This is a genomic window from Micromonospora sp. WMMA2032 (assembly GCF_002688545.1).
Lineage (GTDB): Bacteria > Actinomycetota > Actinomycetes > Mycobacteriales > Micromonosporaceae > Micromonospora > Micromonospora sediminicola.
The window spans coordinates 2259812-2280089 of record NZ_CP024052.1 but is presented as its reverse complement, the minus strand read 5'-3'; the positions used below and the strand labels follow the sequence as shown (position 1 = coordinate 2280089).

The window sequence follows — 20278 nt, the reverse complement described above, 5'->3', positions numbered from 1 at the left end:
GCTGATGCGCTCCCCGGCCGCGAACGCGGAATCCCGTCTCTCCCTCTGGCTGCGGGTGCGTGGGTACGCCGTCCCGCCGTCGATGATCCAGACCGCGACCGAGCGTCGGCGGGTCGGTGACTGGGCCGGCGCCTGTGCGGCGGCACGCGTCGACGTCGACCTGAGCCTGCGCGCGGTGACCGACCGGCACGGTCGGGAGGTGGCCGCCCGGCTCCGTTCCGACCTTCGACATCTGGCGCCCGACCTGCTGCGCTGGCACCTGCCGAGGGTCGCCCCGGACGGGCTGTTGCGTCCCGGGCTGACCGTCTCGCTGGCGCGGTACGGTCCCGCCGGCGGGGCCGGCGCCGTACACCTGGTGGCGCGGACACCGCCGTCCTGGGCGGACGCCGGGCAGCGGATCAGCCTGGCGGTGTGGAGCGGGCCGGGCGACGACGTCCGCGCCCACCCGCACCCCCGCCCCGACCGCCGCTACCGGCTGGACCTGCACCGCCACCTGTGGGACGCGCGCCGCGCCCCCGAGTTGCGGACCCGGTCCGGCGCCGACCGGCCGGCCGACGAGGCGCCGGCGTTCGGCCCGACGGTGCCGCCGCGGGGGTACGCGGTGCACCGGTGGCCGGACGAGGCGGCGAGGCTGCTGCGGACGGAGGACCCGGCGGGTCGGGCGGTGTCGGTGCGGCTCGGACCGCGTCGTCGGCTGCTCCTGGCCGCCGACGGGGCCGGCGGATGGACCGCCCGACCGGTCCGGCCGGGCCGGGTCGCCGAGGTGCCGGCGCTGCCCGACGCGGCGACCTGGACGTCGCCCGACCTGGACCTGCTACGCCACGGGCTGATCGAGGCGGAGCGGCTGCACCCGCTGGTCGCGTCGGCGTTGGCCCCGGAGAGCCGGCCCGTCCCCGCGGTCGCCGGTCCGCCCGCGGACCCGCCCGGCCTGGTGACCTGCCGAGGTGCCCGGCACCGGATAGCCCTGGTCGACGGGGTCCTCACGCCGCTCGACCACGACCCGGCGGAGATCCGCCGGGAGGAACTGCTCGCCGCGCTGACCGGCACGCCGCTGCCCTGCCTGCGGGCCGTCGACGAGGCGCACCGCCGTCCCGGGTCCCTCCCGGAGATCCGGGCGCGCCTGGACCACGGCGACCTGGCCGGCGCGGTGGCGACCGTCGAGGCGCTGCTCGGGCCGGACGCGCTGCTGCGCCCCGGCGACCTGAGGACCGAACTGGAGACCGCCGCGCTGCGGCGGATCACGCACGGGCTGTTCCGGGCCGGACTGGCCGGGCACTGCCCGCCCCCGTCCGCGCGGGACCGGCGGCGGACCGCCCCGGCGCGACGCTCCCGTCCCCGCCACGCCCACGCCCGCTGACCCCCCGGCCGCGACCCGGCCCCGCACAACCTCGGTGATCACCATGCCTGCTCGCTCCACCATGCCCGCCTGCCCGCCGTCGACGCAGCTCGACGTCGCCGCCGACCTGCTCACCCTGCTCGGTGACACCGCCACCGAGCCGCGTCCCGATCCGCAACTGGAGGCGCTGACCCTCGCCGTGGCGGCCGACCTGCCGGTGCTGCTCTGGGGCGCCCCCGGCATCGGCAAGACGGCCGCGCTGACCCAGCTCGCCGCCGCGCTGGATCTGCCCCTGACGACCGTCATCGCCAGCGTGCACGAGCCGTCCGACTTCGCCGGACTGCCGGTGGTCGGCGACGACCCGGCGACCCAGGGCGTGCCGATGGCGCCACCGGACTGGGCGGTCCGCCTGGTCCGCGCCGGCCGGGGGCTGCTGTTCCTGGACGAGCTGTCCACCGCCCCGCCGGCGGTGCAGGCGGCCCTGCTCCGCCTCGTCCTCGAACGGTGCGTCGGCAGCCTGCGCCTGCCACCGGAGGTCCGGATCGTGGCCGCCGCCAACCCCCGCAGCGCGGCCGCGGACGGCTGGGAACTGAGCCCGCCGCTGGCCAACCGCTTCGTGCACCTGCAGTGGAGCCACGACCACGAGGTCGTCGTCCGGGGTCTCGGCGGGACGTGGCCCCGCGCCACGATGCCCCGGCTCGACCCGGCGCGGCTGACCGACGCCGTCGGGTACGCCCGGCGCGCGGTGTGCGGTCTGTTGTCGGCGCGCCCCACGCTGGTGCACCGGCTGCCCACCAGCGAGGCCGGTCGCGGCGGCGCGTGGCCGTCGCCGCGCAGTTGGGAGATGGCGCTGCGGCTGATCGCCTTCGCGCAGGCGGCGGGCACCTCCCGGGACGTGCTGTCCACCCTGGTCCGGGGTGCCGTCGGCGACGGTCCGGGGCTGGAACTGCTGGCCAGCCTGGACCGGATGGACCTGCCCGACCCCGAGGATCTGCTGGCCGACCCGGCGGCCGCCGTCCTGCCCGAGCGGGGAGACCTGCGCCAGGCGGTGCTGGACGCGGTGGTGGAGGCGGTCCGCCGACGCCCGGACCGGTCCCGCTGGGACGCGGCCTGGACGGTGCTCGGCCGGGCGGTGGAGACCGGCGCGCCGGACCTGGTGGTCGTCCCGGCGGCCACGCTGGCCAAGCTGCGCCGCGAGGAATGGGACGTGCCGGCGGTGATCGACCGGGTCATGCCCGTGGCGTCGCTGGCCCGGCGGGCCGACGAGACGGCCGAGCGGGTCGCGGCGACCACCGGAGCCCGCCGATGACCGCCGCGGCGACGGTCCTCGACCGGGACAAGCTGCTCACCGCGCGCCTCTACGCCGCACGGGCCCGCCCCTACCTCGCGACGGCGCTGTTCGCGCTGCACGTGGTCGAGTCCCGACGCGTCCCCACCATGGCCGTGGACCGGCACTGGCGGTGCTACGTCTCACCGCTGTTCGTGGACCGGACGCCGGTCGAGGACCTCGCCGGCGTGTGGGTGCACGAGGTGTCCCACCTGCTGCGGGACCACCACGGTCGAGGCGACCGGGTGGTTCGGGAGCAGGGGCTGACCGGGCCGGCGGAGCGGCTGCGGATCAACATCGCCGCGGACTGCGAGATCAACGACGACGCGTACGGCGACGGGCTGGTCAAGCCCGAGGGCGCCGTCGAACCCCGCAGCCTGCGGCTGCCCGACGGCGAGCTGATGGAGGAGTACCTGCGGCAGTTCCGGCTCGGCCCGCTCACCCAGCACCTGGCCTGGTTGGACTGCGGCAGCGGCGCCGACGGTCTCGACCGGGAGTGGGACCTCGGGCCGGACGGCGCGCACGGGCTGACCGAGCAGGAACGGGACGCCGTGCGGTTCCGCGTCGCCGAGGGCATCACCGGCCGCCCCGGGACCGCGCCCCGGGGCTGGCGACGGTGGGCGGAGGAGGTGTTCCATCCGCCGCAGCCCTGGCGGGAGCTTCTGGGCGCCGCCGTCCGGTCGGCGGTCTCCGCCTCCGGCGCGGGCGACGACTACACCTACGGCCGCCCGTCGCGGCGGTCCACCGGCGTCCCCGGAGTCGTCCTGCCGGCGCTGCGCCGACGACCGCCACGCGTCTGCGTCGTCGTCGACACCTCCGGTTCGGTCAGCGACAGCGAGCTGGGCAGCGCGCTGCTGGAGGTCACCGCGATCGCCCGCGCCGTCGGTGGCCGTCGTGACCTGGTGAGCGTGCTGTCCTGTGACGCCGCCGCCGACCGGGTGCTGGCGCTGTGCCGGGCCGAGGACCTCCCGCTGGTCGGTGGCGGGGGCACGGACCTGCGTGCCGGTTTCGCCCGGGCGCTGCGGGACGGCCGCCGCCCCGACGTGGTCGTCGTGCTGACCGACGGGCAGACGCCGTGGCCCGCCGCGCGGCCTGCCTGCCGGACGGTCGTGGGGCTCTTTCCCCGGCGCACCCGGTGGAGCGAACACGGCGACCGGGTGCCGACGTCACCGCCGGACTGGGCGCGGGTGGTCACCATCGGTTCGGGGCCGAGGTGACGGCGCCGGTCAGGCGGTGGACTCCAGCTCGTCGAAGGCCATGTTCCACCAGGACTCCGGGTCGGCGAACGCCGCCGGGTCGACCGTGCGCAGGTCCTCCCGGATCGCTGCCGCCCGGGCGGCCCGCTCCCGCCCGCCCGGGTCGGTCGCGATGAGCTGCCCCAACCGGTAGAGGAACTCCACGAACGCGGCGAAGGTGTGGTTCACCGTCTCCAGGTTGGGCGTGTCCAGGTCGAGCAGGAGCACCTCGCCGGTGCCCGCGTCCAGGCAGAACAGCAGCGCGGGATCCTCCGGGGAGCAGCCCAGCACGACGTACGGGCGGGGGCCCTGGTCGCCCAGCTCGATCGCCAGGGTGGAGAACAGCTCGACGTCGGGGACCGTGACGTCCACGGTGAACAGGATCGGCACCTCGACCGGGAGGGCGCCGTCGGGCGGGAAGACCTCCGGGCCGAGCGGCCCGAGGACGGCGTCGAAGCGCTGGTCGGGGAAGTAGACGACGCCCCGCTCACCCCAGAGCGCGGTGAGCTGCTCGCGGGTGACGGTCACGGCTGTGCCTCGTCGTCCTCGTCCGCCTCGTCGAGCAGGCCCTGCCGGTGCAGGAACGCATACCACTGGTCGTCGTCGGTGACCAGCTCGGCGTAGCCGGGGCCGAGGACGTAGTAGTGCACGAACGAGTCGAGGTCGGGGGCCAGCTCCGCGAAGGCGTCGCCCATGAACCACTCGGTGCCGGTCGGGGGGAAGTACCAGACCGCGCCGGTGGCGCGTTCCAGGAAGATCGGCTCGTCGCTGCGGGTGCCGACGACCAGCCAGCCGGCCTTGTCCTGGGGGATGGGGGAGAAGTCGGGCGCGTAGTCGAGGAAGTATTGCACCGCGGCCAGCCGGCCGGTCGACGCCAGCTCGATCGCGCCGGCCCGCAGGCCGTCGGCGACGAGCAGGAACTCGCGCAGGCCGGTCGGCAGCTCCGCCGGCACGTCACCCTCGTCGGCCGGGTCGCCGATCCGCGCGTACGCGAGGCTGGCCGGCTCCTCCTCGGCCAGGTCGGCGCGGAGTTCGTCGAGCAGCTGCGCAAGATCGGGAGTCAATCCACTACCTCTATTCGGATCGGGGTCCCGTCCGGCAGATTCTGGATCTGCCCCCAGATCTGGGAGCCGATGTCTGTGTTGGTTCTACCATGCAGCAGCTTGAGGTTGTCGACGGTGTCCGGCCCGCCGAGCTGCAGTTCCCACACGTGGTCGGGGTGGTAGTCGCTGAGTCGTTGGCTGAGCCGGTTGGCGAGGTCCTTGTCGTGCGGCCAGTACTTGTCCCAGATCTTCTGCCGGATCCGCTCCTTGTAGCCGTCGGTGATGCTCTTGTCCCGCTGGACCGGGTTGGTGGCCTTGTAGAGCTTGCCCTCGTCGCTGAGCTTCTTGAGCGCCGCCATCTTGCGCCGGAACTGGGCGGTGGCGTGGAAGTCCCGGCGCTCGACCCGGACCACCCTGGTGGGCAGGCTCCGGTTGGGCCCGGTGACCCGGACGATCGGCTTCTCCAGCTTCTCGACCGCCTTGCGGACGATCCGGCCGGCGGCCGGCTTCGCGGCGGCGCCCCGGCCGCGTCTCGGGCTAGGCATCGAGCAGCCGGCCGATGACCTGGTCGATCAGCGCGCCGACGATCTCCCGGGTGATCACCTGGAAGATCGGGATCTCGGCCAGCGACGCCCCGAACGTGACCACGGCGGTGGCGATCGCCTGGGCCACCTCGAACGCGAGGATCGCCAGTTGCACGATCACCGCGATCTTCAACGCCAGCACGATCGCCGCGCAGATGATCAGCCCGGCGCCGAGCAGCACGGCCGCCGGCATGCTGTCGTGCAGCACCAGCGGCCCGTTCTGCTCGCCGCCCCACCACTTCTGGAACGCGGCCACCGCCGGCCCCACGTTCTGCGTCCACACCTGTGCCGCCGCCGCGTCCGCCTCACCGGCCGCCGCCCCGATCCGGCCGGCGAACTCGATCCACGCCTGGCCCATCTCGAAGAGCTTCACCTCGTCGGCCTCCGGCCAGGTGTAGCCGATCCAGCCGAGCGCGGTGATCAGCTCACCGGGCAGTTGCAGTCCCACCGGTCACCCCAACTCGCCGGCCAGCGACCGCATGGTGCCCGCGCCGTCGTCGTCGACCCGCTCGTACGCGTCGGCCATGCCGGTGATGTCGGCGCCGGCGGAGGTGAACTCCTCCGTCGCCATGCCCACGCAGTCGACGATGTAGTTGGCCACCTCGGTGTAGGCGATGCCGATGAGCGAGCCGATGTCGTCGGCGCCCCACGGCTCGCCGTAGCCCCGCATCCGCGCCTCGAACGCCTCCAGCTCGCCGGAGAAGCGGGTGGCGAGGTCGGCGACGCCCTTGCCGGCGGCCCGGATCAGCGGCGGGTGCACCTCGAACCCGTCGCCGCTCACCGCTGTGTCCCCCGCGCCAGCCGCTCCTGCGCCTCGGTGAGCGCGTCGAGGAACGACCCGAGCCGGGGTACGGCGGTGTCCCGCACCTCCCGCAACTGCTCGCGCAGCTGCGACATGTCCGCCACCTGCGGTGCCGGCGTCGTACGCAACCCGTCGATCGCCGCGTTGACCGCGGTGACGACGTGCGCGGTCAACTCCTCGGAGCCGAGCCGCATCAGCCGCGGCTCGACGTGCAGCGACCGGAGCCGGCCGTCCGGCCCCATCTCCGCGCGGACCTGGCCGTCGGCGGCCTCGCCGACGGCCGGTGTGTCCGCGTCGTCGCCGGGCGGCGGGCCGACCGTCCGAAGTGCCGCCATCGTCGCGTCGAGCATGCGGGTGAAGTCGCCGCTCATCGAAGGATCCGCAGTCATGAGCCCTCCCCAAGGCCGAGCGTCCCGAGCGTAACCGAGGCGGACACGCCGATCGGCCCCGCGCTCAGTCGAGCAGGGCCAGGAGCGCGTGCAGCGCCGGGTTGGTGCTCTCCGCCGGCCAGGCCAAACCGACGTCCACAGTGGGCGTCGGGGCGGTGAACCGGCGCAGCCGTACGCCGGGCAGCCGCAACGCCCGGGCCCGACCGGCCGGCACGGCCGCGACCACGTCGCCCTGCGCCACCGCGCGCAGCAACTGCTCGTCGTCCGGCTCCTGCCGGACCAGCCGGAAGCCGCCGCGCGGCCACACCTGCGCGATGGTCCGGTCGAACATGCCCGGCCCGTTCTCCCGGGGCCACATCACCGCCGGCAGGTCGACCACCTCGGCGCGGCCGATCCGGCGGCGGCCGGCGGCCAGGGGATGACCGGCCGGCAGCGCCAGCACCAGTTCCTCGGTGTCGACCGTGCGGCAGGCCAGTGCCGGTTCGTCCACCGGGGGACGGACGAACGCCGCGTCCAGCCGGCCGGCGAGCAGCCCGGCGACGTTCGGCGCGGTCCAGGCCGTCTCGGCGACCACCTCGACGTCCGGGTGGGCGGCCCGGAAGCGGGCGACCAGCGCGTCCACGCGCCCACCGCGCGCCGAGCGGGTGTACGCCAGCCGCAGCCGCCCGCCCCGGCCGCGTACCAGGTCACGGATGCGGGCGGCGGCGGCGTCCACGTCGGCGAGCATCCGGCCGGCCTCGTCGGCGACCCGGGCGCCCACCTCGGTCAGCGTGCAGCCCCGGCTGGTGCGTTGCACCAGCGGCACGCCGAGCTGCCGCTCCAGGGCCCGGATCTGCTGGCTGAGCGCGGGCTGGGCGATGCCCAGCCGGGCCGCCGCGCGGGTGAAGTGCCGTTCGTCGGCGAGCACCACGAAGGAGCGCAGCCGGCGCAGGTCCGACCAGGCGCCCGGGGTCTCCGCCACGCCGCCATCATAAGCGCCGCTTATCGCCGGCTCCCCGATTCGTCTTGGACCGGACGCCGTCCGGGCGGTCACCATCGACGGAACACCGACGGTACGGGCGACGGGAGCGGACGATGACGGCAGCGGACGTGGTGGTGGTCGGCGGCGGGGTCGTCGGGATGACGACGGCGCTCACCCTTCAGCGGCGGGGCGCCCGGGTCACCGTGCTGACCGCGCACGACCCGGCGGACATCGTGTCCGCGGTGGCCGCCGCGGTCTGGTACCCGAGCCACACCGACGAGGACCCCCGGGTGTTGCGCTGGGCCCGGGACACCCACGCCGAGTTGCGCCGCCAGGCGGTCGACGGCGTGCCGGGGGTGGTCGACCGGCCCACCCGGATGTGGCTGCGCCACCCGTACGACGGGCCGCCGTGGTGGGCGGACGCCTGCGGTGACCTGGTGGCCGAGCCGGCCCGGCCCCCGTACACCACGCTGTTGCGTTTCACCGCCCCGACGGTGGAGATGAACCGATACCTGACCTGGCTGTACCGGCAGGTGGAGAACGGTGGCGGGCGGGTGGTCCGCCGCCCGGTGGACACGCTCGCGGAGGCGTACGAGATCGCGCCGGTGGTGGTCAACGCGACCGGCCTGGCCGCCGGCCGGCTCGCCGACGACCCGGCGGTCCATCCGGTCCGCGGGCACGTCCTGCTGGTGGCGAACCCCGGCCTGACCGTCTCGGTCCGCGACGAGGACGACCCGGCCGGCATCACCTACGTGCATCCGCGCCGCCACGACGTGGTGCTCGGCGGCACGTACGAACCCGGGGTGGCGCACACCCGGCCCGGCCCGGAGGCGGCGGTGGCGATCCGGCGTCGCTGCGTCGCACTGGTGCCCCGGCTGGCCGACGCGCCGGTGCTGGGGGAGCGGATCGGGCTGCGGCCGGCGCGGCACGGCGGGCCTCGGGTCGAGGTGGACCCGGCGGACGGGCGGCTGGTGCACGCGTACGGGCACGGCGGGGCGGGGGTGACGCTCTCCTGGGGGTGCGCGGCCGAGGTGGCGGACCTGGCCCTGTCGGCCGGAGCGGAAACGGGACCGGGGAGCGCCGACCGTCCGGCTCCCCGGCGCCAACCGGCTTGACGACGTCGGTTGATCAGGTCAGCTGCTCGGCCAGCCCGACGATGATGCCGCTCGGCCCGCGCAGGTAGCAGAGCAGGAAGACGTCCTCGAAACGCGTCACCTCGCCGACGAGTTCGGCGCCGTGCGGGCGGAGACGGGCGAGCGTTTCCTCGATGTCGTCGACGGCGAACATGACGCGGTGCAGGCCCAGCGTGTTGGCCGGGGCGACACTCGGCTCCGGGATGATCGCCGTCGGGGAGTGGTATCGCACCAGTTCGAGCTTGCCGGGCGCGTCCGGGATCCGCATCATCGCGATCTCGCTCCGCATGTCGTCGAGCCCGACGACCCGTCCCGCCCACCTCCCGTCGATCGGCATCCGGCCTTCCAGTTCCATGCCGAGCGCGGTGAAGAAGGCGATCGCGGCGTCGAGGTCGTCCACGACGATGCCGACGTTGTCCATGCGTTGAATCGTCATGCCTGCGAGGGTAGGACGAAGGGTGACCCGGATTCGGGATGTGCACGCGTCGGCCGGCCGTCGGACGGCGGTCACCGCTCCAGGACGGTGGGCCAGTTCGTGGCCGTGACCGTTCGGCCGGTCGAGGACTGCCTGGCCAAATCAGGGGCACCGTGGGTTGACGGAGCGGACGTTATCCTCGGCCGGTGCTCGCCCGCCGTGCCGCCCTGGCCGCCATCGCCGCCCTGACGACCGTCCACATCGCATACACGGTCGTCGCGCTCTCGAACTACAGCTACCGGATCGGCCTGGTCACCCACGACGGCGCCGGCTTCGTGGCGGAGTTGCTCGACCACCTGGTGCCGTTGCGTGAGCTGCTGCCCGCCATGGTCGGCCTGCTGCTGCTCACGCTGCTCGTCACGTTCGCCGCCGTCGGCACGTGGGCCGTCCGTCGGCCGGCCCGGACCGCCGGGGAGCGGCCGCCCGCGGCCGGGTGGACGGCCCTCGCCGCGGTGCTGCTCAACCCGCTCGCGCTCGGGTGGTACGGGTTCGCCTCGTCGAACGGTGCCGACCACATGCGTACCGTCCAGCCGGCGACGGTCCTGCTGATGGTCGCCGCCTGCGCGGCCACCGTCGTCGCCCTGGGGAACCTCGCCCGCGCCGTCCGCCGGTGACGCCGGTGCGGTGGGCGCTCACCGCTCGAGAACGGTGAGCCATTCCGCGGCGCGTGGACGGTAGCCGTGCAGCTCGAAGAGCCCGCGCACGATCGCCGGCACGTGCCCGGCGCCGTAGACGACCGCCACGTCGATGCGTTCCTCCGACCGGCTACGGATCAGCTCGGACAGGGCGGCGAGGAGCCGCTCGTCGCGTGCGCCGCCGAACGCGCGCTCGGCGTGCTCGGTGAACTCGTGGTCGGCGTACCGCTCGTCGGTGGGCGACGGCAGGTCACTCATCTCGATCTCGGGCGAGAGCAGCCGCCTGGTGCCGCCGAAGAACTGGATCACGGTCACCACCGGGATCATCAGCCACATCTGGAGGCGGTAGCGCAGCGGCATCGCCCGCCAGCCCTGGGCGAACTCCGCCGCGGTCACGTCCGGGTTGAGCACCTCGACGCCGAGAGACGAATACTGAATGGGATCGGTCACCAGGCCGGAGCGCCGGTTGGCCGGCATGGCCCGGTAGGTGAGCGTCAACGCCGAGCCGAGAGCCGACCGGCCGCCGATGCCCTCGACGACGAGCAGGTCGCACCCGCGGAGCCGCTGCGTCACCGCCGCGTAGAACCCCGGACTCGCCACGTGGAGCATCGGGAACACCAGGAACTGCAACTGGCTGCCGGGACGGCGCAGACGAAGCACGGCGGACCGGGTGCCGACGACGCTGTGTTCGATGATCTGCATGCCTGCCCCCGTGGCGTCGGCTGCTGTTGTCGGCAGGGTAGGGCTGGCGGGCAACCCGTCGCGTGTGCGGCCGGGCGGCGGCGCGGCGTGGACCGGTCAGGAATCGAGAAGCCTCGGGCGGGTGGGCGGGCCTAGCGTTTCCGGCACGGGCGTCCCGCCGGGGAGGCCACCGGCGAGAGGCCACCACCCATGGACACGCGCATCCGTCAGCTGCACCGCTGGTTCTCCGTCGCCTTCACCGTAACCGTCGTGATCACCTTCGTCGCGCTGGCCCGGAAGGACCCGATCGTGTGGGTCTCCTACGTGCCGCTGCTCCCGCTCGCCCTGCTTCTGGTCAGCGGCCTCTACCTGTTCGCGCTGCCGTACCTGCGGCGCCGCCGTTCCGCCGCGCGTCCGCGCTGACCTGGGGGGTTACCGGGGCCGGTCGGCGGGCATCACAGGCTGATGGACCAGAAGGTGATGGTGTTCGCCCCGGCCCCGCTGTTGACCGTGACCATCGAGCAGCAGGCCGGCGCGACCGAGCTGCATCTGCACCCGGGTGGGCAGGGGGTGTGGCAGACCCGGATGATCGCGGCGCTCGGGGTGCCGGTGACGATGTGCGTCGGTCTCGGCGGCGAGGTCGGCGACGCGGTCCGCAAACTGCTCGACGACGAGGACGTGACGGTCCGCGTGGTCCGGCGGGAGTCGGGCACCGGCTGGTACGTGCACGACCGGCGCGACGGCGAGCGGACCGAGATCGCCGAGCACCCGGGCGCGCCGATGGTGCGCCACGACATCGACGAGTTGTACACCGTGACGCTGACCGAAGGGCTGCGCGCACCGGTCAGCGTGCTCAGCGGCCCCGCCGACCCGCAGGTGGTGGACCCGGACATCTACCGCCGGCTGGCCGCCGACCTGACCGCCAACGGTGGGACCGTGGTGGCGGACCTGTCCGGCCCGTACCTGGAGGCGGTGCTCGACGGCGGCGTGACCGTGCTCAAGGTCAGCCACGAGGAACTTCTCGACGACGGGCTGGCCACCGACGACAGTGTCGAGGCGCTGCGCGCCGCCGGCCGCCGGTGCCAGGAGCGGGGCGCGAAGTTCGTCCTGATCAGTCGGGCCGGGGAACCGGCGTTGGCGCTGCTCGACGACGGTGAGGCGCTGCTGGTGCACGCGCCGCCGCTGGAGCTGGCCGACCACCGGGGCGCCGGCGACTCGATGACCGCGGGCGTGGCCGCGGTGCTGGCCCGGGGCGGTGACATGCGGGCGGCGCTGCCCGTCGCCGCCGCCGCCGGTGCGCTCAACGTGACCCGCCACGGACTGGGCACCGGCCGGGCCGAGGCGGTGCGGGAACTCGCCGGCCGGGTCCGGCTGACCCCGCTGGAGGGCGGCGACGATGACCGCTGACCGGCCGGCGCGGGTGCTGGTGACCAACGACGACGGCGTGCACGCCCCGGGCATCCGGGAACTGGCCCGGGCCGCCCACGAGCGCGGGCTCGACGTGGTGGTCGCCGCGCCGCAGGCCGAGGCGAGCGGGATGAGCGCGGCGCTGTCCGCGGTCACCGACGACGGGCGGCTGGTCTTCACCGGCACGGAGCTGGACGGGCTGCCCGACGTGCCGGCGTACGCGGTGGCCGCGTCGCCGGCGTACATCGCGGTGCTGGCCGGGCTCGGCGTGTTCGGGCCGGCCCCGGACGTGCTGCTGTCCGGCATCAACCGGGGCGCCAACGCGGGCCACGCGATCCTGCACTCGGGCACCGTCGGCGCGGCGCTGACCGCCGGCAACAGCGGCATCCGGGCGTTGGCCGTCTCGCTGGACGTGCTCACCCCGGCGGCGGCGAGCGCCGGCAGCGGCGGCGCGGCGATCGCGGTGCTCGACACCGTGGACGACGAGTCCCGGCACTGGTCCACCGCCGCCGAGCTGGCCGCCACGCTGCTGCCCTGGCTGCTCGACGCCGACCCCGGCACGGTGCTCAACCTGAACGTGCCCGACCTCCCGGCCGACCAGGTGGCCGGGCTGCGGCAGGCGACCCTGGCCCCGTTTGGCCAGGTGCAGGTGTCCGTCGCCGAGCGTGGCGAGGGCTTCGTGCGGACGGCGGTGGAGGAGAACGCGGTGCGGGCCGTCCCCGGCACCGACCTGGCGTGGCTGGCCGACGGCTACGCCGCGGTGACCGCCGTGCGGGCGCTGGGCCACCTGCCCGAGGTGGAACTGCCGATCGACAGGTGAAAGGCCCCGCCACCGTCGACCGGTGGCGGGGCCCAGGGGTCGGTCACGCGTCGGCGGCCCGCTCGCGGTCGGCCTCGGCGTCGGCGGCCCCGACCGGGGTGCCGTCGCTGTCCCGGGTGGCCGCGGACAGGTCCACGTCGGCGCCGGCCCGGGCGGCGTCGGCCGCCGCGTCGTCCGCGCCGACGACCTCGCCACCGCCGGTCTCGCCGTCGTCGGGCACCAGCCGCCCGGCGGCGGCCAGCCCGATCGGTGCGTACCTGGGGTCGGTCATCTCGTCCTCCTCACCGGTGCTCCTGACTCTGCGGTACCCCGGGACGGGAGGTGGCACACCGCCCGGCCGGGAGCCCGGCCGGGCGGCGGGCCTGGTCAGTGGCAGCTGCCGGTGCCGCTGTCGCGGTACGTCTGACCGGCCACCGGCACGAACTGCCAGTCGTACGTGCCGGCGTGCAGGGTGAACTTCAGGACCCCGTACGCGCTGCTGTTGCGGGCCTCGCTGTTGGGCTGGATGGTGCCGAAGCCGTAGTGGCCGGCCCCGCCCATCCCGGCGACGAAGCTGCGCAGGCCGCGGGCGGTGTCCAGGCCCCCGTTGGCGTTCATCGGCGCGAACCGCTCGTACACGTGGTTGTGTCCCCACACCACGACGTCCGCGTCGTAGTCGTAGAGCGCCTGGTAGAGCGGGCGGGTGCCGGTCGACGGCGCGTGGTTGGAGCTGGACGTGTAGAGCGGGTGGTGCCAGTAGGCGAGCGTGCACGGCTTGGTGCTGGCGGCCAGGTCCGACCGCAGCCACTGCTCCTGCGCCGAGCCGGCGGACATGCTGATGTTGGAGTTGAGCGACACCACGTGCCAGTTGCCCAGGTCGTACGAGTAGTAGCCGCGCCCGCTCGGCCCGGCCTGGCTGCCGAAGTAGCCGTAGTAGCCGCTGGCGCCGGAGGTGTTGTAGTCGTGGTTGCCCGGCGACGGGCGGGTACGTGCCTTGTGCCGGCCCCAGGTGGGGTTGTAGTAGGTGCTGAACTCCGGCGCGGTGCCGCTGTTGTAGACGTTGTCACCGGTGGTGAACACGGTGCCGGGGATGCCGTCGAGCAGTGCCGCGGTGGCGCTGTCGCCGGATCCGGAGTTGCTGATGTCGCCGGCGCCGACCAGCACCGGGTCACCCGACGGTGGGGTGCTGCCGGTGGTGATCACCAGCTGCGGGGCGTTGCCGCCGCTCTCCCGCGAGCTGTAGTAGGCGCCGTCGCTGCTGGTGGAGGTGGCGCCGAAGCTGAACGTGCCGTTGCCGGTGACCGCCGCGGTGACGTCCACCTCGTACCAGCTGCCGGCGCCGACCGACCCGATCGAGCCCATGGTCGCGCCGTCGACGGCCGGCTGGTTGTTCCAGGTGGTGCCGGTCTCCGACCAGGAGGTGGACGACATCGCCCGCACCGTGCCGCCGACGTTGCTGCCGTCGTTGCCGCTGATCGTGCGCAGCCGCAGCGTGGCGTTGGTGATCGTGCCGCTGACGCCGCTGACCGTGAACCGCAGGAACATCCGGCGGACCGGGGAGTTGTCCACCACGATCTGCGTGGCGGTGCCGTAGTTGGTGCCGGCCGCGTCGCTCTGCACGTACGTGTCGGCGACCGGGGTGAACGTGACGCTCGCGGCCGACGCGGCGCCCGGACCGGTGAGCACGGCGGCGGTGCCGGCGGCGACCAGCAGCACGGCCGCGCCCAGCGTGACCGGCGGGCGGGGGAGTCGAATGCCCATCCAGGGCCCCTTCCATGGGGGTGATGACAGCCCACGGAATGTAGGAAGGTCGATGGACCGGCGGTTGACGGCCGGGTGAACGACACCCCCTGGCAGGGAAACTCCTCGATGTTTGCGGATCGTTCGTCCGCCGCACGCCTGGCCGGCACCGACCGTCCGTTGTGGTGTCCGGCCCCCGCCCGCACGATGGCTGCTCGTTCCGTCGTCGAGCCGGAGGGGACCGCCCGTGTACCTGTCGACCGTGTCCCGGCCGGCGACCGACCCGCCCGCCGGGGACCGGCCGCGCCGCCGCCTCGCCGGAGTGGGCGGCACCGTCCTCGCCCTCGGCACGGTCAGCCTGATCACCGACGTGTCCGCCGAGATGGTCACCGCGGTGCTGCCGCTGTACCTGGTGCTGGGGCTCAACCTCAGCCCGCTGGCGTTCGGCGTGCTCGACGGCGTGTACACCGGCGCCACCGCCGTGCTGCGGGTGGTCGGCGGCTTCGTGGCCGACCGCTTCCGGCGCCGCAAGCTCGTCGCCGGCGCCGGGTACGCGCTCTCCGCCGTGGCCAAGCTCGGGTTGCTGCTCGCCGGCCGGTCGGTGCCGGCGATCGGCGCGGTGATCGCGGTGGACCGGCTCGGCAAGGGCATCCGCACCGCGCCCCGCGACGCGTTGATCACGCTGGCCACCCCGCCCGACGCGCTGGGCCGGGCGTTCGGCGTGCACCGGGCGATGGACGGCGTCGGCGCGTTCCTCGGCCCGCTGGTCGCGTTCGCGGTCCTGGTCGCCGTCGGGCCGAACTACGACGCGGTCTTCGTGACCAGCTTCTGCGTCGCCGCCCTGGCCGTCGTCGTGCTCGTGCTCTTCGTGCGGGAACGGCCGGCGCCGGTCGGGCCCGCCGGCGGTACGGACGAGCGGCGGGTCACCGTACGCGAGGCGGCCGGCCTGCTGCGCGACCGTCCGGTCCGTCGCCTGGTCCTGGCCGCCGCGCTGCTCGGCCTCGCCACCATCGGCGACGGCTTCGTCTACCTGCTGCTGCAACGGCGTGCGGACGTCGACCTGCGCTGGTTCCCGCTGCTCGCGGTCGGCACCAGCCTGGCCTACCTGCTCCTCGCCGGCCCGCTCGGCGCGCTGGCCGACCGGATCGGCCGGCTGCCGGTGGTGGTCGGCGGCTACGTCGCGCTCGGCGGGACCTACCTGCTGCTCGCCGGCCCGGTGCACGGCTGGCCGCTGCTCGTGCTCACGCTCGCGCTCTACGGCCTGTTCTACGCCGCCACCGACGGTGTGCTGATCGCGCTCGCCGGCCCGGTGCTGCCGGCCCGGGTCCGCACCACCGGCATCGCGCTCGTGCAGACCGGTCAGGCGCTGGCGTATCTGGTCTCCTCGGTCCTGTTCGGCCTCGCCTGGCAGGTCTGGGGCCCGCGCGCGGCCAGCGGCGTCGCGGCCCTGGCCGTCGTCGTCGCGCTGCTGGTCAGCGTGTTCCTGCTCGCCCCGCTGCCCGGGAGGTCGCCCCGATGACGTCGATGCGCGCGAAGCTCGCCACGCTGGCCGCCTCGGTGGTCGTCCTGGGGGCGTCGGCCGCCGGCTACGCCGTCGTGTCGGCGCGTCCCGCCCCGGCGCCCGCGTCGGCCGCCGACCGCGCGGTCACGCTGCGCCCCGGACCCCGGCTGCTCGCCGTCACCGACCGGCACGTCTCCACCGCCGCGCTGGCCGACCCCGCCGGCCCGCGCGCCGTCTCCGACACGGAGTGCCTGCGGGTGTACGCGGCCGCCGGCACCGGCGTCTGCCTGGCCCCGAGCAGTCCGTGGTCGTACCAGGTGGTGGTGCTCGACGCGGCGCTGCGCCCGACCCGACGGTTGGACGTGCCGGGGCTGCCCAACCGGGCCCGGGTGTCGGCCTCGGGCCGGATGGTCTCCTGGACCACGTTCGTCGGCGGGGACTCCTACACCAGCAGCGGCTTCTTCACCCGCACCGGCTTCCTCGACACCCGCACCGGCGCGACGGTCACCACGCTGGAGGACTTCACGATCCGGCGCGACGGCCGGCCCTACCGCAGCGCCGACGTCAACTTCTGGGGCGTCACGTTCGCGGGCGACGACAACGCGTTCTACGCCACCATGTCCACCGCCGGGAAGCGTTGGCTGGTCCGGGGCGACGCCGCCGCCCGGACCGTGACGACGGTACGGGAGAACGTCGAGTGCCCGTCCCTGTCGCCGGACGGCACCCGGATCGCGTTCAAGGAGGCGGTCGACGCCGACCCGGCGAAGGGCTGGCGGCTGTCCGTGCTCGACCTGCGCACCATGCGGGTGACCGCCACCGCCGAGCGGGCGAGCGTGGACGACCAGGCCGCCTGGCTGGACGGCGCGACGCTGGCCTACACGCTGCGCCGGGACGACGGCAGCCCGGACGTCTGGTCGGTGCCGGCCGACGGCTCCGGCACGCCCCGGCTGCTGCTGCCCGGCGCGGAGTCGCCGTCCCCGCTCACCTGACGACCGACCGACAGCAGCAGCCCGGCCACGGCCAGGACCACCCCCGCGCCGGCCGCGTACTCGGGCAGCTCCACCGGGACGCCCAGGTAGACGGTGATGCCGAGGATCCGGGACAACCCCCACGGCAGCAGCGCCATCTGGTCGTTCCACACGGTCAGCGCCCGTTCCGCGCCGACCGACGCGACCAGCCCGGCGAGCACCGCCAGCGGCACCCCGGCGGCGGTGAGCGTCCGCCCCACGGCGCGGCGGCGGGCCAGCCCGTAGCGGTCGCGCAGCACCACGGCGGTCGCCACGAACAGCCAGCAGAACGCCGCCACCGCCACGGTCAGGTAGACCGCCCGGCGGGCCGGCGCGGTCCAGAACACGAACCAGTAGCGGCCCGGCCCGCGCCCGGCCAGCACCGCCAGCAGCAGGGCGCTGCGCAGCACCGCCACCCCGCCGAGGACCGCCCACAGGGCGAACGGATCCCGCCGGCCCACCGCCAGCCGGACGACCAGCGCGAACAGCGCCCACCCGCCGAGCGTGACCAGCAGGTGCGCGGGCGCGGCGAACCAGGTGAACGCCAGCCGGCTCCCCACCAGCACCACTGCCGGCACAAGCCAGACCAGCACCCGGTCCAGCCGGGACGCCGGCGCCGGGAACGCGGCCAGCCGCCACGGCCGCAGCGCGCCGAGCAGCAGGGCCCGGGCCGCCGCGCCGCCCGGCCCGCGCCCCCGCAGGCCCCACCCCACCACGACCGCGACCAGGACCAGCAGCGCCCGCGCCACCCAGGCCATCGCCGGGTCGCGGTCCGCCCGCTGCGCGCCGAGGTCGGCCGCGGTGAAGCGGTACGCCGGCAGGTCGAGGTCCCCGCCGTAGCGCTGCCGGTGGTGGTCCCGCGCCTCCCGGTACGCGTCGGCGGCCGACCGCCAGCGCGCGTACGCGGCGTCGGCGCCGGTGTCCAGCCACTGCGCGTGCCGCAGCACCATGGCCCGGTACGCGCCGAGCGTGACGAACAGGTCCACCTGGTAGTCGAGTGTGTCGACGAACCGCTGCCGCAGGCCGGCGTCCCGCCACGTGGCCGGGTCGGTGGCGGCCACCAGCTCGCGCATCCGCCGGGCCGTGGCGACGGCCTCGTCGCCCTCGGCGACCGCCGCGTCGACCCGGTCGCGGGCGACCGCGTAGATGCTGTCCAGGGCGGCGGAGTCACCGGTCGGGATGTCCCACTCGAAGATCCACATCATCGGCGGCGGTTCCAGCCCGAGGGCCCGCACCGACGTGTCCGCGTACGGGCCGACGTAGAGGCCCGTGGTCACCGCCGCCCGGGACAGCGCCATCGCCTGCCCGATCGCGGCCACGGTGACCGGGTCGGCGGAGAACGTCCGGTACGCCCACTCCGCGGTCACCTGGGCCGGGTCGGTGTCCGGGTCCCAGGCCAGCCGCGCCACCGCGTCCGTGTTCAGGTCGTAGAGCTGCCAGAAGCCGGTGCGCAGGTAGAGCGACATCGGCCCGGCGCGCAGCGGACCGCCGTCCTGGGTCCAGTTCCACACGCCCTCGACGCGCGGGTTCGCGGCGAGGAACGCGCGCAGCGCGTCGCGGTGCAGCGGGCCGAGGTCGTTGGGCAGCGCGCCGAACCCCTCGAACTCGCGCCGGGCCTGGAACTCCACGATCCGCCGGTGCGTGCCGCCGAGCAGCGTGGTGTTCAACGGCAGGTGGCTGTAGAAGTCCCCGAGCGTGTACTTGGTGGACACGATCAGGTGCGGGTCGTCGAACCGGCCCAGCACCTCGGCGTACGCGTCGGGGTTGGTGTGCAGGTCGCCGACCGCGCCGACGCCGACCGTCCAGGTCCGGAAGATGATCTCCTTGCCGGCCGGTCCCGCCGTGTCGAGCAGCGCCCGCAGCATGGCGCGGACGCCGGCGGGCGTGGTGACCGCGAGCTTCGACGTGTAGTCCCAGCCGCTGCCGGCGTACACCTCGCCGCCCTCGCCGATGCGGACCATCAGGCCGGCGACGAACGGCATGCTGCCGAACAGTTCGGTCAGCCCGGCCCGGTAGACGTCCCAGAGGCGGGAGTCGGTGGTGTCCAGCCCGCCCACCGTCCTGCTCAGGTACGCCGCCAACGGCGGCGAGACCGCGAGCATGTCGGTGAGCAGGAAGACCCGCAGCCCCATCTCGTCGGCGTACCGGAAGACCGGGCCGAACGCCGCGACCATGGCCCGCGCCCGGTCGACGTGCGGGTCCCCGGCCGGATAGACGGCGTGCCCGTCGCCGACGCCGGCGAACGTGACGTACTCCAGGAAGCCCGGCACCACGACGCCGTTGTAGCCCTGCGCGACGGCGTGGTCGACGAACTGCCGGAACTGCGCGTCGATCCGGGCCACCGCGGCGGCGTCCACCCAGGGGGCCCGGGGCAGCAGTGCCGGAGCGACCACGTCGGTGTTCAGGCTGTAGTCGTCACCGGCCGCGAACGCCGCCGGATCCGGTTCGCGGCCGACCGACCCGGCGTCGGTCAACCGCAGCCCCAGGCGGGGCGCGACCGGGCGGCCCGTCTCCGCCGCCGGCAGCACGTCAGCGCCGGAGCGGATCCGGTCGGCCAGCCGGTAGAGCCCGGCCGTGACACCCGCGAGGTCGCCGGTGACCGTCAACTCCGCGCGCCGCACACCGATCCGGTACGACTCCGGCGCGTCGCCGGCACGCAGCTCCGCCCGGAGTGTGGTCACCGCCGACGTGTTCCCCGCGCCTGGGCCGGTGGTCGGCGCGGGCGGCGTGCTCGCCGGATCCGGGCGGGTACTCGGTCCGGTGGTCGGCGCGGGTGGCACGACCCTCTCCGGTGCGGTCCAGGTGACGGTGGGGCGGGGACGGCCCCGTGCGGACAGCGCGTCCGCCACCGCTGCGGCGGCCTTGTGCGCGCGGACGTGATCGGGCACCACGATCGAGGACAGCGGCGGCACCGGCGCGGCCGGTCGAAGCGGCGCTGCCACGACCGTCTCCCGTGGCACGTCGGCGGGGGTGTGGCTCAGCCCCAACGCGTCGTCGACACCCCAGGCCACGCCCGCGCCGAGCAGCACCGCCACAGCGGCGGCCACCAACGCGTACGGACTCCGAACCCGAGCCACGCTCGCATACTAGTGCCGACCGCCCCCGGTCCTCGCGCCCGAACCCGTCGATCTTGGACTTGCGGTGTCTCGGATGCCCTCTTCGCGGTCTTCGCGCGGTGCCACAACTCCATGATCGACGGAGCGGTCGGAAGGGCACGACGGCG

22 protein-coding genes are annotated in these 20278 nt (G+C 74.8%); 10 read left to right on the top strand and 12 right to left on the bottom strand.

Features of this window, described 5'->3' with window-relative positions; genetic code table 11:
* Positions 1-4: 4 nt before the first annotated feature.
* From CO540_RS09785 to CO540_RS09775, 3 genes are read left to right on the top strand one after another with little or no spacing between them, the layout of a single operon-like run.
* Entirely contained in the window at positions 5-1357 is a 1353-nt protein-coding gene (locus CO540_RS09785; protein WP_157779094.1) for a hypothetical protein, read from the top strand.
* Between the two features lie 43 nt (positions 1358-1400).
* Positions 1401-2645 (top strand): AAA family ATPase, encoded by a 1245-nt coding sequence (locus tag CO540_RS09780; RefSeq protein ID WP_099164686.1) that lies wholly within the window; start codon positions 1401-1403, stop codon positions 2643-2645.
* Positions 2642-3880, top strand: a complete 1239-nt coding sequence (locus CO540_RS09775; protein WP_099161795.1) for a VWA-like domain-containing protein — start codon at positions 2642-2644, stop codon at positions 3878-3880. Before CO540_RS09780 ends, CO540_RS09775 begins: the two co-directional genes overlap by 4 nt.
* A 9-nt stretch (positions 3881-3889) precedes the next feature.
* Here CO540_RS09775 and CO540_RS09770 read toward each other — a convergent pair whose 3' ends face one another.
* The 7 genes from CO540_RS09770 to CO540_RS09740 all read right to left on the bottom strand — a co-directional run bounded on the left by CO540_RS09770 (position 3890) and on the right by CO540_RS09740 (position 7677).
* A complete protein-coding gene (locus CO540_RS09770) occupies positions 3890-4426 on the bottom strand; it encodes an SUKH-4 family immunity protein (RefSeq protein WP_099161794.1) in 537 nt (178 codons plus the stop codon).
* Entirely contained in the window at positions 4423-4962 is a 540-nt protein-coding gene (locus CO540_RS09765; protein ID WP_099161793.1) for an SUKH-4 family immunity protein, read from the bottom strand. The genes CO540_RS09770 and CO540_RS09765 overlap by 4 nt, the downstream gene beginning before the upstream one ends.
* On the bottom strand, positions 4959-5486 hold the full coding sequence (locus CO540_RS09760; RefSeq protein WP_099161792.1) for an endonuclease: 528 nt from the start codon (positions 5484-5486) through the stop codon (positions 4959-4961). Before CO540_RS09760 ends, CO540_RS09765 begins: the two co-directional genes overlap by 4 nt.
* Positions 5479-5973 (bottom strand): hypothetical protein, encoded by a 495-nt coding sequence (locus CO540_RS09755; RefSeq protein WP_091578845.1) that lies wholly within the window; start codon positions 5971-5973, stop codon positions 5479-5481. The genes CO540_RS09760 and CO540_RS09755 overlap by 8 nt, the downstream gene beginning before the upstream one ends.
* A gap of 3 nt (positions 5974-5976) precedes the next feature.
* Positions 5977-6306, bottom strand: a complete 330-nt coding sequence (locus CO540_RS09750; protein WP_099161791.1) for a hypothetical protein — start codon at positions 6304-6306, stop codon at positions 5977-5979.
* Positions 6303-6716 carry a YbaB/EbfC family nucleoid-associated protein gene (locus tag CO540_RS09745; RefSeq protein ID WP_091578840.1) on the bottom strand — a complete coding sequence of 138 codons (414 nt, stop codon included), beginning with the start codon at positions 6714-6716 and terminating at the stop codon, positions 6303-6305. The genes CO540_RS09750 and CO540_RS09745 overlap by 4 nt, the downstream gene beginning before the upstream one ends.
* Before the next feature lie 64 nt (positions 6717-6780).
* Positions 6781-7677 carry a LysR family transcriptional regulator gene (locus tag CO540_RS09740; protein ID WP_253866585.1) on the bottom strand — a complete coding sequence of 299 codons (897 nt, stop codon included), beginning with the start codon at positions 7675-7677 and terminating at the stop codon, positions 6781-6783.
* Between the two features lie 113 nt (positions 7678-7790).
* On the opposite strand from CO540_RS09740, the gene CO540_RS09735 reads away from it, so the two are divergent.
* Positions 7791-8792, top strand: coding sequence for an FAD-dependent oxidoreductase (locus CO540_RS09735; protein WP_099161789.1), 1002 nt, complete (start codon positions 7791-7793; stop codon positions 8790-8792).
* 13 nt (positions 8793-8805) lie between these two features.
* On the opposite strand, the gene CO540_RS09730 is transcribed toward CO540_RS09735, so the two are convergent.
* Positions 8806-9246 carry a VOC family protein gene (locus CO540_RS09730; protein WP_099161788.1) on the bottom strand — a complete coding sequence of 147 codons (441 nt, stop codon included), beginning with the start codon at positions 9244-9246 and terminating at the stop codon, positions 8806-8808.
* A gap of 185 nt (positions 9247-9431) precedes the next feature.
* Between CO540_RS09730 and CO540_RS09725 the strand changes: the two genes are divergently transcribed.
* Entirely contained in the window at positions 9432-9899 is a 468-nt protein-coding gene (locus CO540_RS09725; protein WP_099161787.1) for a hypothetical protein, read from the top strand.
* Between the two features lie 18 nt (positions 9900-9917).
* On the opposite strand, the gene CO540_RS09720 is transcribed toward CO540_RS09725, so the two are convergent.
* Positions 9918-10622, bottom strand: coding sequence for a hypothetical protein (locus tag CO540_RS09720; protein ID WP_099161786.1), 705 nt, complete (start codon positions 10620-10622; stop codon positions 9918-9920).
* A 189-nt stretch (positions 10623-10811) separates the two neighbouring features.
* Here CO540_RS09720 and CO540_RS09715 point away from each other — a divergent pair, with 189 nt between their 5' ends.
* Genes CO540_RS09715 through surE form a run of 3 tightly spaced genes read left to right on the top strand, consistent with a single transcriptional unit; the run spans position 10812 to position 12828 of the window.
* Complete coding sequence (locus tag CO540_RS09715; protein WP_099161785.1) at positions 10812-11024, top strand: hypothetical protein; 213 nt, start codon at positions 10812-10814, stop codon at positions 11022-11024.
* Positions 11025-11066: 42 nt separating this feature from the next.
* The gene (locus tag CO540_RS09710; RefSeq protein ID WP_253866583.1) at positions 11067-12008 is read left to right on the top strand and encodes a 1-phosphofructokinase family hexose kinase; all 942 of its coding nucleotides are present in this window, start codon (positions 11067-11069) and stop codon (positions 12006-12008) included.
* Complete coding sequence (surE, locus tag CO540_RS09705; protein WP_099161784.1) at positions 11998-12828, top strand: 5'/3'-nucleotidase SurE; 831 nt, start codon at positions 11998-12000, stop codon at positions 12826-12828. The genes CO540_RS09710 and surE overlap by 11 nt, the downstream gene beginning before the upstream one ends.
* A gap of 43 nt (positions 12829-12871) precedes the next feature.
* Here the strand turns inward: surE and CO540_RS09700 are convergent, their stop codons facing one another.
* Together CO540_RS09700 and CO540_RS09695 are read right to left on the bottom strand one after the other, a co-directional pair.
* Positions 12872-13099 (bottom strand): hypothetical protein, encoded by a 228-nt coding sequence (locus CO540_RS09700; protein WP_099161783.1) that lies wholly within the window; start codon positions 13097-13099, stop codon positions 12872-12874.
* Between the two features lie 95 nt (positions 13100-13194).
* Positions 13195-14568 (bottom strand): DNRLRE domain-containing protein, encoded by a 1374-nt coding sequence (locus CO540_RS09695; protein WP_099161782.1) that lies wholly within the window; start codon positions 14566-14568, stop codon positions 13195-13197.
* Between the two features lie 226 nt (positions 14569-14794).
* On the opposite strand from CO540_RS09695, the gene CO540_RS09690 reads away from it, so the two are divergent.
* Entirely contained in the window at positions 14795-16066 is a 1272-nt protein-coding gene (locus CO540_RS09690) for an MFS transporter (RefSeq protein ID WP_099161781.1), read from the top strand.
* The gene (locus CO540_RS09685) at positions 16063-17037 is read left to right on the top strand and encodes a PD40 domain-containing protein (RefSeq protein ID WP_099161780.1); all 975 of its coding nucleotides are present in this window, start codon (positions 16063-16065) and stop codon (positions 17035-17037) included. Before CO540_RS09690 ends, CO540_RS09685 begins: the two co-directional genes overlap by 4 nt.
* Here CO540_RS09685 and CO540_RS09680 read toward each other — a convergent pair.
* A complete protein-coding gene (locus CO540_RS09680) occupies positions 16923-20132 on the bottom strand; it encodes a hypothetical protein (RefSeq protein WP_157779093.1) in 3210 nt (1069 codons plus the stop codon). The genes CO540_RS09685 and CO540_RS09680 overlap by 115 nt on opposite strands.
* Positions 20133-20278: the final 146 nt, after the last annotated feature.